This is a genomic window from Pseudoxanthomonas sp. Root65 (assembly GCF_001427635.1).
GTDB lineage: Bacteria > Pseudomonadota > Gammaproteobacteria > Xanthomonadales > Xanthomonadaceae > Pseudoxanthomonas_A.
The window spans coordinates 1-16,711 of the sequence record NZ_LMHA01000005.1; the positions used below are offsets into that span (position 1 = coordinate 1).

Here is a 16,711-nt window from a genome sequence, read left to right on the forward strand (position 1 = left end):
TTCGATCACCCCGCACACCGAGTTCGAAGCYGAAGTCTACGTGCTGAGCAAGGACGAAGGCGGTCGCCACACCCCGTTCTTCAAGGGTTACCGTCCGCAGTTCTACTTCCGCACGACCGACATCACCGGTGCGGTGACGCTGCCGGAAGGCGTGGAGATGGTCATGCCGGGCGACAACATCAAGATGGTGGTGACGCTGATCAACCCGGTGGCGATGGACGAAGGCCTGCGTTTCGCGATCCGCGAAGGCGGCCGTACCGTCGGCGCCGGCGTGGTGGCCAAGATCATCAAGTGACGTCCTGACCCGGGCGGGCNGGACGAAGGCCTGCGTTTCGCGATCCGCGAAGGCGGCCGTACCGTCGGCGCCGGCGTGGTGGCCAAGATCATCAAGTGACGTCCTGACCCGGGCGGGCRYTGCCCGCCCGGCTTTGTCAGGCCGTCATCCCCGCGCAGGCGGGGATCTGAGGCCTGATGAAGCGACAAGGGCGGACCGGAACCTCGGTCCGCCTTCGCCGTCTAAGGGAAGGTTGTAGTTTATCGATACGCCAGTAGCTCAATTGGCAGAGCAGCGGTCTCCAAAACCGCAGGTTGGGGGTTCGAGTCCCTCCTGGCGTGCCACTTCCTTCCCCGCGGAGTCCGGAATCCCGGTACTCCTCCAGAGCTAAAGAGCGACAACTGACTTGAACAGCAAGGTCGAACAATCCAAAGCCGCCACGCCCGCAGGCGACATCGCCAAGTACGTCCTGGCGCTGGCGCTGGTCGTCGGTGGTCTGGTGGCATGGTGGTGGTTCAACGGCCAATGGGCCACGCCGGTGCGTGCGCTGGCGGTGGTGGCGGGCTTGGTGCTGGGTGCGCTGGTGTTCCTGCAGACCGGCAAGGGTCGCGACACCCGCGAGTTCCTGTCCGAGTCCCGTTTCGAGCTGCGCAAGGTCGTGTGGCCGACCCGCGAGGAGGCGACCCGTACGACGTGGGTGGTCGTCATCGTGGTGATCATTCTCAGCCTGATCCTGGCCGCCTTCGATTTCGGCATCCAGAAGGCGATCGAGCTGTTCCTGAATTTTGGTCGTTGAGGAGAGAGCCGCAGTGAAGCGTTGGTACGTCGTCCATGCCTATTCGGGCTTCGAGAAGTCGGTGGCCCAGGCCCTGCGCGACCGCATCGTCCGCGACGGCATGCAGGAGAAGTTCGGCGACGTCCTCGTCCCGACCGAAGAGGTCATCGAGATGCGCTCCGGCCAGAAGCGCCGTTCCGAGCGCAAGTTCTTCCCCGGTTACGTGCTGGTGCAGATCGAGACCCATGACGAAGCGGGCATCCCGCGCATGGACAACGAGAGCTGGCACCTGGTGAAGGACACCTCCAAGGTGCTCGGTTTCATCGGTGGTACCGCCGACCGTCCGCTGCCGATCCGCGACGAAGAGGCGGCTGCCATCCTGGATCGCGTCCAGGAAGGCGTCGAGAAGCCCAAGCCCAAGGTGCTGTTCGAGCCGGGCGAGATGGTCCGCGTCACCGATGGTCCGTTCAACGACTTCAACGGCGTGGTCGAGGAAGTCAATTACGAGAAGAGCCGCCTGCGCGTTGCAGTGCTGATCTTCGGTCGCTCCACTCCAGTGGAACTGGAATTCGGGCAGGTCGAGAAGGCCTGATCCGGGCGGTCCGGCGCATTCAGCCGGGTCCGTGAAACCCTGATATACTGCGCGGCTCCCTGACGGCGATGCCGGGCAGGAGCCATGGCCGCCTTCGGGTGGCCATTGGCGCGTTCGAGAAAACGCGATGCCGGGACGCGTGATTTTCCCGGTCCGATGGGGAGCCTGAAACCCAGGCGCTAGCACCCGGAGAGTACTCACATGGCAAAGAAAGTTGTCGGTTACATCAAGCTGCAGGTGAAGGCCGGTCAGGCCAACCCCTCGCCGCCGGTCGGTCCTGCGCTGGGTCAGCGCGGCCTGAACATCATGGAATTCTGCAAGGCGTTCAACGCCGCCACGCAGAAGCTGGAGCCTGGCCTGCCGATTCCGGTGGTCATCACGGCCTATTCCGACCGTACCTTCACCTTCATCACGAAGACGCCGCCGGCGTCGATCCTGCTGAAGAAGGCCGTCGGCATCACGTCCGGCTCCAAGCGCCCGAACACCGAGAAGGTGGGCAAGGTCACCCGCAAGCAGCTCGAGGACATCGCCAAGGCGAAGGAACCCGACCTGACCGCGGCCGACCTGGACGCAGCGGTGCGCACGATCGCGGGTTCGGCCCGCTCCATGGGCCTGACGGTAGAGGGTTAAGAAATGGCACAGAACAAGCGACAGAAGGCCATCCTGGCCGCCGTGACCCCCGGCAAGGCGTACGCCATTGACGAGGCCCTGAAGATCATCAAGACCGCGGTCAAGTCCAAGTTCGTCGAGTCCGTCGACGTGGCCGTGCGCCTGGGCGTGGACGCCAAGAAGTCCGACCAGCAGGTGCGCGGTTCCACCGTGCTGCCCGCCGGCACCGGCAAGTCGGTCCGCGTGGCGGTGTTCGCCCCGGCCGGCGCCAAGGCCGACGAAGCTGCCGCCGCAGGCGCCGAGGCCGTCGGCATGGACGACCTGGCCGAGAAGATGCTGGCCGGCGACATCAACTACGACGTGGTCATCGCCACGCCGGACGCGATGCGCGTGGTCGGTAAGCTCGGTACGGTGCTGGGCCCGCGTGGCCTGATGCCCAACCCGAAGGTCGGCACCGTGTCGCCGAACCCGGCCGAGGCGGTCAAGAACGCCAAGTCGGGCCAGGTGCGCTACCGCACCGACAAGGCCGGCATCATCCACTGCACCATCGGCAAGGCCAGCTTCGAAGACGAAGCGCTGAAGTCGAACCTGCAGGCGCTGCTGATCGATCTGGTGAAGGCCAAGCCGGCCACCTCCAAGGGTCAGTACCTGCAGAAGATTTCGGTCAGCTCGACCATGGGTCCCGGCGTCACCGTCGACCAGTCCTCGCTGTCCCTGAAATAAGCAACAAACAGGAGTGAGGGGAGAGGAGTGAGAAACGAGTAGAAGCGGCACTGCCAAGGCCCGCTCGTTTTTCTTCCTCACCACTCGTTCCCAGCCTTTTGAGGGCAGTCGCCCAGGCCGGTCTCCGGTGCAGGCGACAGCCGTCAAAGACCGCAGGTGCGGTCAGCGCGCAACGACGACGGGCAGGGAGGCTCGTGTTGGCAGGGAATCGCCGTCGTGGCTAGCGGGATCGCTTAATCCACCCCCGCAAGGGAGTGAACCTGCGCAGATGGTGCCGCCTTCTGGAAGTTTTCTGGTGCTGGCCGCAAGGCCGGCCAGTCAGACAGGCCACCGACGGGACCGCAAGTCCCCGGCATCCAGGATGGACGCCGTCCAGGACCGCGAGCGGCAGGAGCCGCGAGCGGAGTCAATTAGTGAGGAGTGTATGGCTCTCAATCTGTCCCAGAAGCAAGAAGTAGTCGCCGAACTGGCAGACGTCGCCGCCAAGGCGCACTCCCTGGTCGCTGCCGAATACGCAGGCACCTCGGTCACCCAGATGACCGCGATGCGCAAGAAGGCCCGCGAAACCGGCGTGTACTTGAAAGTTGTCAAGAACACGCTGGCCGTGCGTGCCGTCGCCGGTACCGAGTTCGAGGTTGTCCAGGACAAGCTCGTCGGTCCGCTGCTGTATGCGTTTTCGACCGAGGAGCCCGGCGCCGCCGGTCGCCTGATCAAGGAATTCGCCAAGGGCAACGACAAGCTGCTGCCGAAGGTCGTCTCCGTGGGTGGCCAGCTGTATCCGGCCAGCCATGTGGACGTGCTGGCATCGCTGCCGACCCGCGATCAGGCGCTGGCCATGTTGGCCCGCGTGCTGGCCGAACCTGCGTCCATGTTCGCCCGCGCCGTCAAGGCCGTGGCCGACAAGCAGGGTGGTGGTGAAGCGCCGGCGGAAGCCGCTGCCGAAGCCCCGGCTGAAGCCTGAGTTCGACGTCTTTACGGTTCTACGAACCCTAATCCCAGATAATTTCCAAAGGTAAACACAATGTCCCTTTCCAACGAACAGATCGTCGACGCCATTGCCGGCAAGACCCTGATGGAAGTGATGGAGCTGGTCAAGGCCATCGAAGAGAAGTTCGGCGTCTCCGCCGCCGCCCCGGTCGCCGCTGCTGCCGGTCCGGCCGCCGCTGCCGCCCCGGTCGAAGAGCAGACCGAGTTCACCATCGTCCTGAAGGACGCCGGTGCCAAGAAGGTCGACGTCATCAAGGCTGTCCGCGCCATCACCGGCCTGGGCCTGAAGGAAGCCAAGGACCTCACCGAAGCCGGTGGCGTGCTGAAGGAAGGCATCTCGAAGGAAGACGCCGACAAGTTCAAGAAGGACCTCGAAGCCGCTGGTGCGAGCGTCGAAGTCAAGTAAGTCGTATCCGTCGCCGGTCCACTCAGGCGACAACCCGAGGCCGGGGGCGAAAGCCCCTGGCCTTCGGTCGTTTCAACGGGAAGAGGGAATAGGGAATAGGGAATCGCAAGAGCGCAACGTCGTCGTCCGCTCGCCAGCGATTCTCCATTCCCTATTCCCGATTCCCGCCCAAACGAGTTTGTAGTTGGAAGTAGCGGCAGAAGGCGTGCTGGTGCCGGCAATACCAGCGACTTCCAACTGGAAATTCCCCCGTTCGAAAGAATGTCACCCGTGTGGTCGCGGACGCGCGCCCCACGCCGCCAGAGGCACAGTCACATGACGACATATTCGTTCACCGAAAAGAAGCGCATCCGCAAGGATTTCGGCAAGCAGCGGTCGATCCTCGAGGTCCCGTTCCTGCTCGCCATCCAGGTCGATTCCTACCGTGAGTTCCTGCAGGAGCACACCGACGCCGCCAAGCGCGAAGACCGTGGCCTGCATGCCGCGCTGAAGTCGGTCTTCCCGATCGCCAGCTACAGCGGCAACGCCGCGCTGGAATACGTCGGCTACAAGCTCGGCGAGCCCGTGTTCGACGAGCGCGAGTGCCGCAACCGTGGCCTGAGCTACGGTGCTCCGCTGCGCGTGACCGTGCGCCTGGTGATCTACGACCGCGAGTCGTCGACCAAGGCCATCAAATACGTGAAGGAGCAGGAGGTCTACCTGGGCGAAATCCCGCTCATGACCGACAACGGCACCTTCATCGTCAACGGCACCGAGCGCGTCATCGTCTCGCAGCTGCACCGTTCGCCGGGCGTCTTCTTCGACCACGACCGCGGCAAGACGCACAGCTCGGGCAAGCTGCTGTACAGCGCCCGCATCATTCCCTACCGCGGCTCCTGGCTGGACTTCGAGTTCGACCCGAAGGACGCGCTGTTCACCCGCATCGACCGTCGCCGCAAGCTGCCGGTCTCGATCCTGCTGCGCGCGCTGGGCTACTCCAACGAGGAGATGCTCAACGAGTTCTTCGACGTCAACACCTTCCACATCCTGCCGGAAGGCGTGCAGCTGGAGCTGGTCGCCGAGCGCCTGCGCGGCGAGACGCTGAACTTCGACCTGGCCGATGGCGACAAGGTCATCGTGGAAGCCGGCAAGCGCATCACCGCGCGCCACGTGAAGCAGCTTGAGCAGTCCGGCATCGCCGCACTGGCCGTGCCCGACGAATACCTGGTCGGCCGCATCCTGTCGCACGACGTGATCGATGCCAACACCGGCGAGCTGCTGGCCGCCGCCAACGACGAGATCACCGACGACCAGCTGGCCAAGTTCCGCAAGGCCGGCGTGGACGCCGTGGGCACGCTGTGGGTCAACGACCTGGATCGTGGTCCGTACCTGTCCAACACGCTGCGCATCGACCCGACCAAGACTCAGCTGGAAGCGCTGGTCGAGATCTACCGCATGATGCGTCCCGGCGAGCCGCCGACCAAGGACGCCGCGCAGAACCTGTTCCACAACCTGTTCTTCACCTTCGAGCGCTACGACCTGTCCAACGTCGGCCGCATGAAGTTCAACCGCCGCGTGGGCCGCAAGGAAACCACTGGCGAAGCCGTGCTGTACGACAAGAAGTACTTCGGCGCGCGCAATGACGAAGAGGCCAAGCGCCTGGTCGCCAGCCTGGGCGAGACCTCGGACATCCTGGACGTCATCAAGGTCCTGACCGAGATCCGCAATGGCCGCGGCACCGTGGACGACATCGACCACCTGGGCAACCGCCGCGTGCGTTCGGTCGGCGAAATGGCCGAGAACGTGTTCCGCGTGGGCCTGGTCCGCGTCGAGCGCGCGGTGAAGGAGCGCCTGTCGATGGCCGAGTCCGAAGGCCTGACCCCGCAGGAGCTGATCAACGCCAAGCCGGTGGCCGCCGCGATCAAGGAGTTCTTCGGCTCCTCGCAGCTGTCGCAGTTCATGGACCAGAACAATCCGCTGTCGGAAGTCACGCACAAGCGTCGCGTCTCGGCCCTGGGCCCGGGCGGCCTGACCCGCGAGCGCGCCGGTTTCGAAGTCCGCGACGTGCACCCGACCCACTACGGCCGCGTCTGCACCATCGAGACGCCGGAAGGCCCGAACATCGGCCTGATCAACTCGCTGGCCGTGTACGCGCGCACCAACAGCTACGGCTTCCTCGAAACCCCGTACCGCAAGGTCGTGGACGGCACGATCACCGACGAGATCGAATACCTGTCGGCGATCGAGGAAAACGAGTACGTCATCGCGCAGGCCAACGCGCTGCACGACGCCAAGAGCCGCCTGACCGAGCAGTTCGTGCCGTGCCGTTACCAGGGCGAATCGCTGCTCAAGCCGCCGGGCGAAGTGGACTATATGGACGTCTCGCCCATGCAGACCGTGTCGGTCGCGGCGGCGCTGGTGCCGTTCCTGGAGCACGATGACGCCAACCGCGCACTGATGGGCGCCAACATGCAGCGCCAGGCCGTGCCGACGCTGCGTGCGCAGAAGCCGCTGGTCGGTACCGGCATCGAGCGTGCCGTGGCGCGCGACTCCGGCGTCACCGTCAATGCCCGCCGTGGCGGCGTGGTCGAGCAGATCGACGCCGGCCGCATCGTGGTGAAGGTCAACGAGGTCGAGATCTCCGGCGAAACCGATGCCGGCGTCGACATCTACTCGCTGATCAAGTACACGCGCTCCAACCAGAACACCTGCATCAACCAGCGTCCGCTGGTGAACGTGGGCGACGTGGTCGCGCGCGGCGACGTGCTGGCCGACGGTCCGTCGACCGACATCGGCGAGCTGGCGCTGGGCCAGAACATGCTGATCGCGTTCATGCCGTGGAACGGCTACAACTTCGAAGACTCCATCCTGCTCTCCGAGCGCGTGGTGGAAGAGGATCGCTACACCACGATCCACATCGAAGAGCTGACCTGCGTCGCGCGCGACACCAAGCTGGGACCGGAAGAAATCTCCGCCGACATCCCGAACGTCTCCGAGCAGGCGCTGAACCGCCTCGACGAGAGCGGCGTGGTGTACATCGGCGCCGAAGTGCGCGCCGGCGACATCATGGTCGGCAAGGTCACGCCGAAGGGCGAGAGCCAGCTGACCCCGGAAGAAAAGCTGCTGCGCGCGATCTTCGGCGAGAAGGCCTCCGACGTGAAGGACAGCTCGCTGCGCGTGCCGCCGGGCATGGACGGCACCGTCATCGACGTGCAGGTCTTCACCCGCGACGGCATCGAGAAGGACAAGCGCGCGCGCCAGATCGAGGAAAACGAGATCAAGCGCGTCAAGAAGGACTTCGACGACCAGTTCCGTATCCTCGAAGGCGCCATCTACGCCCGCCTGCGCTCGCAGCTGGTCGGCAAGGTCGCCAACGGCGGTCCGGGCGCGCTGAAGAAGGGTGACGCCATCACCGACGCCTACCTCGACAGCCTGAAGAAGGCCGAGTGGTTCACCCTGCGCATGAAGGACGATGATGCGTCCGACGCCATCGAGCGCGCCCAGATGCAGATCCAGGCGCACGAGAAGGAATTCGAGCGTCGCTTCGCCGACAAGCGCGGCAAGATCACCGCCGGCGACGACCTCGCCCCGGGCGTGCTGAAGATGGTCAAGGTCTATCTGGCCGTGAAGCGCCGCATCCAGCCGGGCGACAAGATGGCTGGCCGCCACGGCAACAAGGGTGTCGTGTCGACGATCGTGCCGGTCGAGGACATGCCGTACATGGCCACGGGCGAGACCGTCGACATCGTGCTGAACCCGCTGGGCGTGCCGTCGCGCATGAACATCGGCCAGGTGCTGGAAGTGCACCTGGGCTGGGCCGCCAAGGGACTGGGTCGCAAGATCCAGAACATGCTGGAAGCCCAGGCCAAGGTCGCCGACCTGCGCAAGTTCCTGACCCAGATCTACAACCACGACCAGAAACTGGGCGAGGACCGCGTGGACCTGGACCAGTTCAGCGATGCCGAACTGATCGCGCTGGCCAAGAATCTGACCGACGGCGTGCCGATGGCGACGCCGGTGTTCGACGGTGCTGCGGAAACCGAGATCAAGCACATGCTCGAACTCGCCGACCTGCCGATCAGCGGCCAGACGCAGCTGTACGACGGCCGCACCGGCGAGGCGTTCGATCGCCACACCACGGTCGGCTACATGCACATGCTGAAGCTCAACCACCTGGTCGACGACAAGATGCACGCGCGTTCGACCGGTCCGTACTCGCTCGTCACCCAGCAGCCGCTGGGCGGCAAGGCGCAGTTCGGCGGCCAGCGCTTCGGTGAAATGGAAGTCTGGGCGCTGGAAGCCTACGGCGCGGCGCACACCCTGCAGGAAATGCTGACGGTCAAGTCGGACGACGTGCAGGGCCGCAACCAGATGTACAAGAACATCGTCGATGGTGCCCACGAGATGGTCGCGGGCATGCCGGAGTCCTTCAACGTGCTGGTGAAGGAAATCCGCTCGCTCGCCATCAACATGGAACTGGAAGACTGACCGCCGTGGCGCGGCGGCACTGACCTGCCGCTGCGCCGTTCGTCCCCGGTCACCCCGCCATCGACAAAGCTTCCTCCTGACGGAGAAACAAAATGAAAGACCTGCTCAACCTCTTCAACCAGCAGCGCCAGACGCTGGACTTCGATGCGATCAAGATCGCGCTGGCCTCGCCGGACCTGATCCGTTCGTGGTCCTTCGGCGAAGTGAAGAAGCCGGAAACCATCAACTACCGTACCTTCAAGCCGGAACGCGACGGCCTGTTCTGCTCGGCCATCTTCGGCCCGATCAAGGACTACGAGTGCCTGTGCGGCAAGTACAAGCGCATGAAGCACCGCGGCGTGGTCTGCGAGAAGTGCGGCACGGAAGTGACGCTGGCCAAGGTGCGCCGTGAGCGCATGGGCCACATCGACCTGGCCAGCCCGGTCGCGCACATCTGGTTCCTCAAGTCGCTGCCCTCGCGCATCGGCCTGATGCTGGACATGACCCTGCGCGACATCGAGCGCGTGCTGTACTTCGAAGCCTATGTCGTCACCGAGCCGGGCCTGACCTCGCTCGAGCGCCGCCAGCTGCTGACCGAAGAGCAGTTCATGCAGGCGCGCCAGGAACACGGCGACGACTTCGACGCCGCCATGGGCGCCGAGGCCGTCTACGACCTGCTGCGCACGATCGACCTGCAGGCCGAGATGGTCAACCTGCGCGAAGACATCGCCAGCACCGGTTCGGAGACCAAGCTCAAGCGCCTCACCAAGCGCATCAAGCTGATGGAAGCGTTCCTGGAGTCGGGCAACCGTCCGGAATGGATGGTCATGACCGTGCTGCCGGTGCTGCCGCCGGACCTGCGTCCGCTGGTCCCGCTGGATGGCGGTCGCTTCGCGACCTCCGATCTCAACGACCTGTACCGCCGCGTCATCAACCGCAACAACCGCCTGCGCCGCCTGCTGGAGCTCAACGCGCCGGACATCATCGTGCGCAACGAAAAGCGCATGCTGCAGGAGTCGGTGGACGCCCTGATGGACAACGGCCGTCGCGGCCGCGCCATCACAGGCACCAACAAGCGCCCGCTGAAGTCGCTGGCCGACATGATCAAGGGCAAGCAGGGCCGCTTCCGCCAGAACCTGCTGGGCAAGCGCGTCGACTACTCCGGCCGTTCGGTCATCGTGGTCGGTCCGACCCTGCGCCTGCACGAGTGCGGCCTTCCGAAGAAGATGGCGCTGGAGCTGTTCAAGCCGTTCGTGTTCGCCAAGCTGCAGCGTCGTGGCCTGGCCACCACCATCAAGGCCGCCAAGAAGCTGGTCGAGCGCGAAGAAGCCGACGTCTGGGACATCCTGGAAGAGGTCATCCGCGAGCACCCGGTGCTGCTGAACCGTGCGCCGACGCTGCACCGCCTGGGCATCCAGGCGTTCGAGCCGGTGCTGATCGAAGGCAAGGCCATCCAGCTGCACCCGCTGGTCTGCACCGCGTTCAACGCCGACTTCGACGGTGACCAGATGGCCGTGCACGTGCCGCTGTCGCTGGAGGCGCAGCTGGAAGCGCGCGCGCTGATGATGTCGTCCAACAACATCCTGTCGCCGGCCAACGGCGAGCCGATCATCGTGCCGTCGCAGGACGTCGTGCTGGGCCTGTACTACATGACCCGCGCGCTGGAGAACAAGAAGGGCGAGGGCATGGCGTTCGCCAACATCGCCGAGGTCAAGCGCGCCTACGACAACCGCGCCGTCGAGCTGCACGCCAAGGTCAAGGTCCGCATCAGCGGCACCGTGATCGACGAGGACGGCGGCCGCAGCCAGCAGTCCAGCATCGTGGACACCACGATCGGTCGCGCGCTGCTGGCCGAGATCCTGCCGGAAGGCCTGCCGTTCGCCCTGGTCAACACCGAGTTGAACAAGAAGGCCATCAGCCGCCTGATCAACTCCAGCTACCGCATGCTGGGCCTGAAGGACACGGTCGTGTTCGCCGACAAGCTGATGTACACCGGCTTCGCGTACGCCACGCGCGCCGGCGTCTCCATCGGCATCGACGACATGCTGATCCCGGCCGAGAAGAAGGGCATCCTGGGCGAAGCCGAACAGGAAGTGCTGGAAATCCAGGAGCAGTACCAGAGCGGCCTGGTCACCGCCGGCGAGCGCTACAACAAGGTGGTCGACATCTGGTCGCGCACCAACGAGCGCATCGCCAAGGCGATGATGGACACCATCGGTACCGACAAGGTGCAGAACGCCAAGGGCGAGACCATCAACGAAAAGTCGATGAACTCGCTGTACATCATGGCCGACTCCGGCGCCCGTGGTAGCCAGGCGCAGATCCGCCAGCTGGCCGGCATGCGCGGCCTGATGGCCCGTCCCGACGGTTCGATCATCGAGACGCCCATCAAGGCGAACTTCCGCGAAGGCCTGAACGTGCAGGAGTACTTCAACTCCACCCACGGCGCCCGCAAGGGTCTGGCCGATACCGCGCTGAAGACGGCGAACTCGGGTTACCTGACCCGCCGCCTGGTCGACGTGGCGCAGGACGTGGTGATCACCGAAGTCGACTGCGGTGGCAACGAAGGCCTGACCATGACCCCGATCGTGGAAGGCGGCGACGTGGTCGAGCCGCTGCGCGACCGCGTGCTGGGCCGCATCGTGGCCGAGGACGTGTTCCTGCCGGGCAACGACGAGGATCCGATCGTCACCCGCAACACGCTGCTGGACGAAGCGTGGGTGCAGAAGCTGGAAGATGCCGGCGTGCAGGCCCTGAAGGTGCGTTCCACCATCACCTGCGAATCGACCTTCGGCGTGTGCGCGCACTGCTACGGCCGCGACCTGGCCCGTGGCCACATCGTCAACATCGGCGAAGCGGTCGGCGTCATCGCCGCGCAGTCGATCGGCGAGCCCGGCACCCAGCTGACCATGCGTACGTTCCACATCGGTGGTGCGGCATCGCGTGCGGCGGCGGTGGACAACATCACCGTCAAGACGACCGGCTCGATCAAGTTCAACAACCTCAAGTTCGTCGAACACGCCAACGGCAGCCTGGTCGCGGTCTCGCGTTCGGGCGAACTGTCGGTGCTCGACGGCCACGGTCGCGAGCGCGAGCGCTACAAGCTGCCCTACGGCGCCACCATCAACGTCAAGGACGGCGCCCAGATCACCGCCGGCCAGGCCGTGGCCAACTGGGACCCGCATAACCACCCGATCGTGTCGGAAGTCGCCGGTTTCGTGCGCTTCGTGGACTTCGTCGACGGCGTCACCGTCATCGAGAAGACCGACGACCTGACCGGCCTGGCGTCGCGCGAGATCACCGATCCGAAGCGTCGCGGTTCGCAGGGCAAGGATCTGCGTCCGATCGTCCGCATCGTGGACAAGGACGGCAAGGACCTGAGCATCCCGGGTACCGACCTGCCGGCGCAGTACCTGCTGCCGCCGCGTTCGATCGTCAACCTGCAGGACGGCGCGCCCGTCGGCGTGGGCGACGTGGTCACCAAGGTGCCGCAGGAAGCGTCCAAGACCCGCGACATCACCGGTGGTCTGCCGCGCGTGGCCGACCTGTTCGAGGCCCGCAAGCCGAAGGACCCGGCGATCCTCGCCGAGCGCTCCGGCGTCATCAGCTTCGGCAAGGACACCAAGGGCAAGCAGCGCCTGATCATCAAGGACACCGACGGTTCCGAGCACGAGGAGCTGATTCCGAAGTTCCGCCAGATCATCGTGTTCGAAGGCGAGCACGTGGCCAAGGGCGAAACCATCGTGGACGGCGAGCCGAGCCCGCAGGACATCCTGCGCCTGCTGGGTGTCGAGCCGCTGGCGGCCTACCTGGTCAAGGAGATCCAGGATGTCTACCGCCTTCAGGGCGTGAAGATCAACGACAAGCACATCGAGGTGATCACCCGCCAGATGCTGCGCAAGGTGGAAATCACCGATGCCGGCAACAGCAAGTTCCTGGCAGGCGAGCAGATCGAGAAGCAGCGCTTCATCGAAGAGAACGCCAAGCTGATCGCCCGCAACGAGCTGCCGGCCAAGTACGACCCGGTGCTGCTGGGCATCACCAAGGCCTCGCTGGCGACCGAGTCGTTCATCTCGGCGGCCTCCTTCCAGGAGACCACCCGCGTGCTGACCGAAGCGGCCGTCCGCGGCACCCGCGACAGCCTGCGCGGCCTGAAGGAAAACGTCATCGTGGGTCGCCTGATCCCGGCCGGTACCGGACTGGCGTACCACAACCAGCGTCGCCGCAACGCCTCCGGTCTGACCGAGGCCGAGGTGAATGCACTGTCGGGCGGCGTCGCCGAGGCGGCTCCGGCGGCTGCGGTCGCCACCACCGACGAAGCCGGCGAGGAGTCCAGCGCCAGCTAAACCGTACGACCTGACGGCCTCCGGGCCGTCCCAGACCACGAAAAGAGGCGCAGGACGCGCCTCGTTTTCGGCCCAGGAAGGGCGGGATCGCAGTCAGTTGGCAGGCACCCACCTCCGTCGCGTTGACGGTCGGGCGGGTTGCCGGCTATACTTTTCCGTCTAGGTGGGCCGTCTTGCGGCCTGCCTTCGTTTTCATGTCAAACAAGGCTCCGGCCTTCACACGAAGAACCCACTATGGCAACCGTCAATCAGCTGGTCCGCAAGCCGCGGCAGGCCCCCACGTACAAGAGCCAGTCGCCCGCGCTGGACAACTGCCCGCAGCGTCGCGGCGTGTGCACCCGCGTCTACACGACGACTCCGAAGAAGCCGAACTCGGCCCTTCGCAAGGTCGCCAAGGTGCGCCTGACCAATCAGGAAGAAATCATCAGCTACATCGGCGGTGAAGGCCACAACCTGCAGGAGCACTCCGTGGTGCTCGTGCGTGGCGGTCGAGTGAAGGACCTGCCGGGCGTGCGCTACCACACCGTGCGCGGCTCGCTCGACGCCTCTGGCGTCGCCAAGCGTCGCCAGGGCCGTTCCAAGTACGGCGCCAAGCGTCCCAAGGCTTAAGGAAAAAGAATCATGTCGCGCAAAGGCTCTGCCCCCCAACGTGAAATCCTGCCGGACCCCAAGCACGGCAGCCAGACGATTGCCCGCTTCATCAACATGGTGATGCTGAGCGGCAAGAAGTCGGTCGCCGAGAAGATCGTGTACGGCGCCATGGACGTCATCGGCGAAAAGAACCCCAACGCCCTCGAGCTGGTCGAGAAGGCGCTGGACAACGTGTCCCCGGCGGTCGAAGTGAAGTCGCGCCGCGTCGGCGGCGCCACCTACCAGGTGCCGGTCGAAGTGCGTTCCTCGCGCCGCATGGCGCTGGCGATGCGCTGGCTGATCGAGTCCGCGCGCAAGCGTGGCGAGAACACCATGCCGCGCAAGCTGGCCGCCGAGCTGCTGGACGCCTCCGAGAACCGTGGCGGCGCCATCAAGAAGCGTGAAGAGACCCACCGCATGGCGGAAGCGAACAAGGCGTTCGCGCACTACCGCTGGTAACGGCCTCCGGGCCCTTGCGTGCAAGGGCCTTCGGCACCATCTAGGTGTCCCTGGGGCGCACTCCAGCGTCCCGCCCCGAAGGCCGCCGAAAGGCGGCATTCGGCCATCTAAAGATCGCCCTCCACGGAAGGCCCTGGCATCCCGCCGGCCCTCCATCAGAAAAGAGAGACTGTCGTGGCTCGCACCACTCCCATCGAGCGTTACCGCAACTTCGGCATCATGGCGCACATCGACGCCGGCAAGACCACCACGTCCGAGCGCATCCTGTTCTACACCGGCGTCAGCCACAAGATCGGTGAAGTGCACGACGGCGCCGCGACCATGGACTGGATGGAGCAGGAGCAGGAGCGCGGCATCACCATCACGTCCGCCGCCACCACGGCGTTCTGGACCGGCATGGACAAGTCCCTGCCGCAGCACCGCTTCAACATCATTGATACCCCCGGCCACGTCGACTTCACCATTGAAGTCGAGCGTTCGCTGCGCGTGCTCGATGGCGCGGTGTTCGTGCTGTGCGCCGTCGGTGGCGTGCAGCCGCAGTCCGAGACCGTGTGGCGCCAGGCCAACAAGTACGCCGTGCCGCGTCTCGCGTTCGTCAACAAGATGGACCGCACCGGTGCCGACTTCTTCAAGGTCGTCGACCAGCTGAAGACGCGCCTGGGTGCCTACCCGGTGCCGATGCAGGTGCCGGTCGGTGCTGAAGACGGCTTCGAGGGCGTCATCGACCTGCTGAAGATGAAGTACATCCACTGGGATGTTGCTTCGCAGGGTACCAAGTTCGAATACCGCGATATTCCGGCCGAGCTGGCCGACAAGGCGGCGTCGGATCGCGCCTTCATGGTGGAAGCGGCGGCGGAAGCCAGCGAAGAGCTGATGGACAAGTACCTCAACGAGGGTGACCTGTCCGAAGCCGAGATCATTGCCGGTCTGCGCGAGCGCACCCTGAAGGTCGAAGTGATCCCGGTCTACTGCGGCTCCGCGTTCAAGAACAAGGGCGTGCAGGCCATGCTGGACGGCGTGATCCAGCTGCTGCCGTCGCCGACCGATCGTCCGCCGGTGCAGGGCATCGACGAGAACGAGAAGGAAGACAGCCGCAAGGCGGGCGACAACGAACCGTTCTCGGCGCTGGCGTTCAAGATCATGACGGATCCGTTCGTGGGTTCGCTGACGTTCTTCCGCGTCTACTCGGGCGTGCTGAACTCCGGCGACGCGGTCTACAACCCGGTCAAGTCGAAGAAGGAGCGCGTGGGCCGCATCCTGCAGATGCACTCCAACCAGCGCGACGAGATCAAGGAAGTGCGCGCCGGCGACATCGCGGCGGCCGTGGGCCTGAAGGACGTCACCACGGGTGACACGCTTTGCTCGCTCGACCACATCATCACGCTGGAGCGCATGGTGTTCCCGGAGCCCGTCATCTCGATGGCGGTGGAGCCGAAGACCAAGTCCGACCAGGAGAAGATGGGTCTGGCCCTGGGCCGTCTGGCGCAGGAAGATCCCTCGTTCCGCGTCAAGACCGACGAAGAATCCGGCCAGACGATCATCTCGGGCATGGGCGAGCTGCACCTGGAAATCCTGGTGGACCGCATGAAGCGCGAGTTCAACGTGGAAGCCAACGTCGGCAAGCCGCAGGTGGCCTACCGAGAAACGATCCGCAAGTCGGTCAAGCAGGACGGCAAGTTCGTGCGCCAGTCGGGCGGTCGCGGCCAGTACGGCCATATCGTCATCGAGATGTCGCCGGTCGAGCGCGGTGTGGGCTTCTCGTACGAGAGCGCCATCGTCGGCGGCGTCGTGCCGAAGGAATACGTGGCGGCAGCGGGCAAGGGCATCGAAGACGCCATGAAGAGCGGTCCGCTGGCCGGCTTCCCGGTGGTCGACATCGCGATCAAGGCGGTCGACGGCTCGTTCCATGACGTCGACTCCAACGAAATGGCGTTCAAGGTCGCCGGCTCGATGGCCTTCAAGGAAGCCTTCAGCAAGGCCCAGCCGGTCCTGCTGGAGCCGATGATGAAGGTCGAGATCGTCACCCCGGAAGACTACCTGGGCGACGTGATGGGCGACGTCAGCCGTCGTCGCGGCATCCTGCAGGGTCAGGACGACAGTCCGTCCGGCAAGGTGATCGCCGCGATGGTGCCGCTGGGCGAAATGTTCGGCTACGCCACCACGCTGCGTTCGATGTCGCAGGGTCGCGCGACGTTCTCGATGGAGTTCGACCACTACGCGGAAGCGCCGGCCAACATCGCCGACGCGGTCGTCAAGAAGAACTAAAAGCCGTGATTGGTGATACGGGATCCGTGATTCGCAAGAGCACGGGTCCCGCTTCAAGCCAGTCACTAATCACGAATCACGAATCACAGAGGTAAAGACAATGGCAAAGGGTAAGTTCGAACGCACCAAGCCCCACGTGAACGTGGGCACGATTGGTCACGTTGACCACGGCAAGACGACGCTGACGGCGGCGCTGACG

13 protein-coding genes and 1 tRNA gene are annotated in these 16,711 nt (G+C 64.9%); all 14 read left to right on the forward strand.

Features of this window, described 5'->3' with window-relative positions:
• Positions 1–295: elongation factor Tu (locus tag ASD77_RS17525; RefSeq protein ID WP_156383736.1), on the forward strand; the 295-nt coding region annotated here is incomplete at its 5' end.
• A gap of 247 nt (positions 296–542) precedes the next feature.
• Positions 543–618: transfer RNA gene (locus ASD77_RS17530), tRNA-Trp, on the forward strand.
• Positions 619–680: 62 nt separating this feature from the next.
• On the forward strand, positions 681–1,070 hold the full coding sequence (secE, locus tag ASD77_RS17535) for a preprotein translocase subunit SecE (protein ID WP_055945194.1): 390 nt from the start codon (positions 681–683) through the stop codon (positions 1,068–1,070).
• A gap of 13 nt (positions 1,071–1,083) precedes the next feature.
• Positions 1,084–1,641, forward strand: coding sequence for a transcription termination/antitermination protein NusG (gene nusG, locus ASD77_RS17540; protein ID WP_055945197.1), 558 nt, complete (start codon positions 1,084–1,086; stop codon positions 1,639–1,641).
• Between the two features lie 201 nt (positions 1,642–1,842).
• On the forward strand, positions 1,843–2,271 hold the full coding sequence (gene rplK / locus ASD77_RS17545) for a 50S ribosomal protein L11 (RefSeq protein WP_055945202.1): 429 nt from the start codon (positions 1,843–1,845) through the stop codon (positions 2,269–2,271).
• Positions 2,272–2,274: 3 nt separating this feature from the next.
• Complete coding sequence (rplA, locus tag ASD77_RS17550) at positions 2,275–2,973, forward strand: 50S ribosomal protein L1 (protein ID WP_055945206.1); 699 nt, start codon at positions 2,275–2,277, stop codon at positions 2,971–2,973.
• A 424-nt stretch (positions 2,974–3,397) separates the two neighbouring features.
• Positions 3,398–3,934: a 50S ribosomal protein L10 gene (gene rplJ / locus ASD77_RS17555; protein WP_055945209.1), complete on the forward strand. Its 537-nt coding sequence runs from the start codon at positions 3,398–3,400 to the stop codon at positions 3,932–3,934.
• A 60-nt stretch (positions 3,935–3,994) separates the two neighbouring features.
• Positions 3,995–4,366, forward strand: a complete 372-nt coding sequence (rplL, locus tag ASD77_RS17560; protein ID WP_055945212.1) for a 50S ribosomal protein L7/L12 — start codon at positions 3,995–3,997, stop codon at positions 4,364–4,366.
• A gap of 315 nt (positions 4,367–4,681) precedes the next feature.
• Positions 4,682–8,833: a DNA-directed RNA polymerase subunit beta gene (gene rpoB, locus ASD77_RS17565; protein WP_055945215.1), complete on the forward strand. Its 4,152-nt coding sequence runs from the start codon at positions 4,682–4,684 to the stop codon at positions 8,831–8,833.
• A gap of 92 nt (positions 8,834–8,925) precedes the next feature.
• The gene (gene rpoC, locus ASD77_RS17570) at positions 8,926–13,158 is read left to right on the forward strand and encodes a DNA-directed RNA polymerase subunit beta' (protein ID WP_055945219.1); all 4,233 of its coding nucleotides are present in this window, start codon (positions 8,926–8,928) and stop codon (positions 13,156–13,158) included.
• A gap of 234 nt (positions 13,159–13,392) precedes the next feature.
• Positions 13,393–13,767, forward strand: coding sequence for a 30S ribosomal protein S12 (gene rpsL / locus ASD77_RS17575; protein WP_055945224.1), 375 nt, complete (start codon positions 13,393–13,395; stop codon positions 13,765–13,767).
• 12 nt (positions 13,768–13,779) lie between these two features.
• Positions 13,780–14,247 carry a 30S ribosomal protein S7 gene (gene rpsG / locus ASD77_RS17580; RefSeq protein WP_055945227.1) on the forward strand — a complete coding sequence of 156 codons (468 nt, stop codon included), beginning with the start codon at positions 13,780–13,782 and terminating at the stop codon, positions 14,245–14,247.
• Positions 14,248–14,421: 174 nt separating this feature from the next.
• Complete coding sequence (gene fusA, locus ASD77_RS17585) at positions 14,422–16,512, forward strand: elongation factor G (RefSeq protein ID WP_055945231.1); 2,091 nt, start codon at positions 14,422–14,424, stop codon at positions 16,510–16,512.
• A 100-nt stretch (positions 16,513–16,612) separates the two neighbouring features.
• Positions 16,613–16,711 (forward strand): GTP-binding protein (locus ASD77_RS17965; protein ID WP_031270842.1); only part of this gene is annotated, 99 nt, incomplete at its 3' end.

Excerpts from the sequence above, each read along its gene's own strand:
- rpsL (WP_055945224.1), top strand. The coding sequence starts at position 13,393 with ATGGCAACCGTCAATCAGCTGGTCCGCAAGCCGCGGCAGGCCCCCACG.
- rpsG (WP_055945227.1), top strand. The coding sequence starts at position 13,780 with ATGTCGCGCAAAGGCTCTGCCCCCCAACGTGAAATCCTGCCGGACCCC.
- rplL (WP_055945212.1), top strand. The coding sequence starts at position 3,995 with ATGTCCCTTTCCAACGAACAGATCGTCGACGCCATTGCCGGCAAGACC.
- rpoB (WP_055945215.1), top strand. The coding sequence starts at position 4,682 with ATGACGACATATTCGTTCACCGAAAAGAAGCGCATCCGCAAGGATTTC.
- rplA (WP_055945206.1), top strand. The coding sequence starts at position 2,275 with ATGGCACAGAACAAGCGACAGAAGGCCATCCTGGCCGCCGTGACCCCC.
- rplJ (WP_055945209.1), top strand. The coding sequence starts at position 3,398 with ATGGCTCTCAATCTGTCCCAGAAGCAAGAAGTAGTCGCCGAACTGGCA.
- rplK (WP_055945202.1), top strand. The coding sequence starts at position 1,843 with ATGGCAAAGAAAGTTGTCGGTTACATCAAGCTGCAGGTGAAGGCCGGT.
- rpoC (WP_055945219.1), top strand. The coding sequence starts at position 8,926 with ATGAAAGACCTGCTCAACCTCTTCAACCAGCAGCGCCAGACGCTGGAC.